This is a genomic window from Streptomyces sp. NPDC054840, from assembly GCF_053611065.1.
Map to the genome: position 1 here is coordinate 1 of NZ_JBSGZP010000727.1, position 3533 is coordinate 3533.

At 66.8% G+C, this 3533-nt stretch carries 2 protein-coding genes and 1 pseudogene; 1 reads left to right on the forward strand and 2 read right to left on the reverse strand.

The genetic code is table 11. The features are described 5' to 3' along the window. Nucleotides 1–49 precede the first annotated feature (49 nt). Together ACWGIU_RS32980 and ACWGIU_RS32985 are read right to left on the reverse strand one after the other, a co-directional pair. Nucleotides 50–1324, reverse strand: coding sequence for a PTS transporter subunit EIIC (locus tag ACWGIU_RS32980; RefSeq protein WP_453711782.1), 1275 nt, complete (start codon nucleotides 1322–1324; stop codon nucleotides 50–52). 268 nt (nucleotides 1325–1592) lie between these two features. After that, nucleotides 1593–2894, reverse strand: a complete 1302-nt coding sequence (locus ACWGIU_RS32985; RefSeq protein WP_453711783.1) for a PTS transporter subunit EIIC — start codon at nucleotides 2892–2894, stop codon at nucleotides 1593–1595. Nucleotides 2895–3090: 196 nt separating this feature from the next. On the opposite strand from ACWGIU_RS32985, the pseudogene ACWGIU_RS32990 reads away from it, so the two are divergent. Beyond that, a pseudogene (locus ACWGIU_RS32990) lies at nucleotides 3091–3357 on the forward strand (glucose PTS transporter subunit EIIB); the annotation flags it as partial. Nucleotides 3358–3533 lie beyond the last annotated feature (176 nt).

Genomic DNA, 3533 nt, shown 5'->3' on the forward strand with positions numbered 1-3533 from the left:
CCCTTCCGGGAGAGCGGGGGCTTCTTCGGTCCTGCGGGGCCTACTTGCCCTACTTGGCCTCCGCCTTGGCCATCTCGGCCAGCTCCTCGTCGGACTCGCGGCCCGGCGTCGGGAGGTTGAACTTGACGATCGCGAAGCGGAACCCGAAGTAGTAGACCGCTCCGAAGACCAGGCCGATCGGAATGATCATCCATGGGTTGGTCGCCTTGCTCCAGCCGAGGCCGAGGTCGATCAGACCCGCGGAGAAGGTGAAGCCCGCGTGGACCCCGAGCGCCCAGGTGATCGCCATGGACAGGGCGGTCAGGACGGCGTGGATCGCGTACAGCACCGGCGCGATGAACATGAACGAGAACTCGATGGGCTCGGTGACACCCGTGACGAACGAGGTGAGGGCGAGCGAGACCATCATGCCGGTGACGGCCTTGCGGCGCTCCGGGCGAGCGGTGTGGGCGATGGCCAGGGCGGCGGCCGGGAGGCCGAACATCATGATCGGGAAGAAGCCCGTCATGAACAGACCGGCCTCCGGGTCACCGGCGAAGAAGCGGTTCAGGTCACCGTGGACGACCTCGCCGGCGGCGTTGGTGAAGTCACCGATCTGGAACCAGGCGACGGTGTTGACGAACTGGTGCATGCCGATCGGGATCAGCGCGCGGTTGATGACACCGAAGACGCCGGCGCCCGCGGCGCCCAGCCCGGTCATCCACTCACCGAAGTGGGAGATGAGCTCGCCGATCGGCTCCCAGACCACACCGAAGAACACACCGGCGAGGACGCCGACGAAGGCCATGATGATCGGGACGAGCCGGCGGCCGTTGAAGAAGCCGAGCCAGTCCACGAGCTTGGTGCGGTGGAAGCGCTGCCACAGGACCGCGGCGAGCAGACCCATGACGATGCCGCCGAGGACGCCGGGGTTGTTGTACGTCGCGGCGACGTCGACACCCTTGTTCTCGGTGGTGTTGATGACGGCCTCGGTCACCGGGAAGGCGGTGAGGACGTTCTTGTAGACCAGGAATCCGACCAGCGCGGCGAGCGCGGTGGAGCCGTCCGCCTTCTTGGCGAAGCCGATGGCGACGCCGATGCAGAACAGCAGCGGCAGGTTGGAGAAGACCGCGTCACCGGCGGTGGCGAACACCGTGGCGACCTTGCCCCAGCCGAGACCGTCCTTGCCGAAGACGTCGGGCTGACCGAGACGCAGCAGGATGCCGGCGGCGGGCAGGACGGCGATGGGCAGCTGGAGGCTGCGGCCGACCTTCTGCAGACCCTGGATCAGGCCGGATCCCCGCTTCTTGGCGGGCGGCGCAGCGGCGTCAGTAGCCGTACTCATAACTTCCTCCGGGGGGAGCAAGGCGCCGCCAAGGGGTACAACCACGAGGGACGGCGACGTCTCAGAAAGGGGGACACGCCGCCGGGGGAAGCGGTCGTGGTCTACACCAATTCATGGTGTAGACCAGTTGTAACACGGTGAGGGTTAGATAAGGAACCTTCGATTTCCTGTGGCCTGGATCACATGTCACGGGACATGCCGAAGGGCCCCCGGATCGTGATCCGGAGGCCCTTGACGGACCTCGCTCCCGTCCTGTCGGGAAGCGGCCTCACGCCTTCGTGGTCTCCGACTCCATCGCCGCGATCTCCTCGTCCGACTCCCGCCCGGGCGTCGCGAGATCGAACTTCGTGATCGCGAACCGGAACACCACGTAGTAGACGAGCGCGAAGCACAGGCCGATCGGAACGATCAACCACGGTTTCGTCGCCAGATTCCAGTTGATGACGTAGTCGATCAGGCCCGCCGAGAAACTGAAGCCGTCATGGACGCCCAGCCCCCAGGTCACCGCCATCGACACGCCCGTCAGCACCGCGTGCACCACGTACAGCACGGGCGCGACGAAGAGGAAGGAGTACTCCAGCGGCTCGGTGATCCCGGTGACGAACGAGGTCAAGGCCACCGACAGCATCAGACCGCCGACCTCCTTGCGCCGCTGCGGCTTGGAGCAGTGCGTGATCGCCAGCGCCGCCGCCGGCAACGCGAACATCATGATCGGGAAAAAGCCGGACAGGAACAGGCCCGCGTTCGGGTCGCCGTGCAGGAACATGTTGATGTCGCCGTGATACGTCTTCCCGTCCGCCGCCGTGTAGGACCCGAACTGGAACCACATCGGCACGTTCAGGAACTGGTGCAGGCCGATCACCAGCAGCGCCCGGTTCGCGATACCGAAGATGCCCGCACCCCAGGCGCCCAGCCCGCGCAGCCAGTCGGAGAAGCTCTCCAGCGCGTCCCCGACCGGCGGCCAGACCCACAGGCAGAGCGCGGCGAAGGCGATCGCCACGAAGGACATGATGATCGGTACCAGCCGCCGGCCGTTGAAGAAGCCGAGCCAGTCCACCAGCTTCACCCGGTGATACCGCTGCCAGAACCAGGCCGCCAGCAGGCCCATGACGATGCCGCCGAAGACCCCCGGGTTCTGGTACGTGTACGCCACGAACGTGTCGTTCGGCCCCAGACAGCCGCCCCCGATGTCCTTGGTCCCCACTGGGCAGGCCTTCTGGAACGCGTGCAGCACCCCCCGGTAGACCAGGAAGCCCGCCGTGGCCGCGAGGGCGGTCGAACCGTCCGCCTTCTTCGCCATGCCGATGGCGACGCCGATGCAGAAGAGGAGGGGGAGACCGAGATCCGGGTCGAGCAGCGCACCGCCCGCGCCCGCCATCACCTTGGCGACGTCCGTCCACCGCAGGCCGTCAGCACCGAAGACGTCCGGCTGTCCCAGCCGCAACAGGATGCCGGCCGCGGGCAGGACGGCGATCGGGAGCTGCAGACTCCGGCCCATCTTCTGCAAACCCTGGAACGCGCTGTGCCGCCAATTCGGTTGCGGCGCTGCGGGGGCGCTCTTCGCGCTCATCGACGTCCTCCCTGACCGGCCCGTTTTTGGCTGCGGCAACGCGTACGGCACACTGGTGTAGACCAGTTGTCGGGCAGGTTGCTGCTGATCGTCATCATTCGGCAGGGGTCGGTCATGCGCTCGCGTAGATGGGCCAACCGTGCGTTACCGTGACAAAGCAGACCGCACAGGTGGGTAGCCGCGTACCGACCGCCGAGACTCGTTCTTCGAAACACTCAGGGAGACACACATGGCCACCAAGGCTGAGAAGATCGTCGCCGGGCTCGGCGGCATCGAGAACATCGAAGAGGTCGAGGGCTGCATCACCCGCCTGCGCACCGAGGTCATCGACCCCAGCAAGGTCGACGAAGCCGCGCTCAAGGCCGCCGGCGCCCACGGCGTCGTCAAGATGGGCACCGCGATCCAGGTCGTCATCGGCACCGACGCCGACCCGATCGCCGCCGACATCGAAGACATGATGTGATCCCCGCCTAAGGGCTCTCCCGTCATCCCCGGCGGGCGCACGACGCCGGCCACGGCACCTCGCCGCATTGTCGGAACACCCGAACACGCCCAGTACAGGGGCGCCCTCCGCCTTGCGATGCACCGCATCCGACGCCGTGCGCCGATCCACCGGGGATTACGGGACCGTCCTTGGAC

Bases quoted from the DNA above. Each gene is read 5' to 3' on its own strand.
- ACWGIU_RS32985 (WP_453711783.1), bottom strand. From the start codon at position 2,894: ATGAGCGCGAAGAGCGCCCCCGCAGCGCCGCAACCGAATTGGCGGCAC.
- ACWGIU_RS32980 (WP_453711782.1), bottom strand. From the start codon at position 1,324: ATGAGTACGGCTACTGACGCCGCTGCGCCGCCCGCCAAGAAGCGGGGA.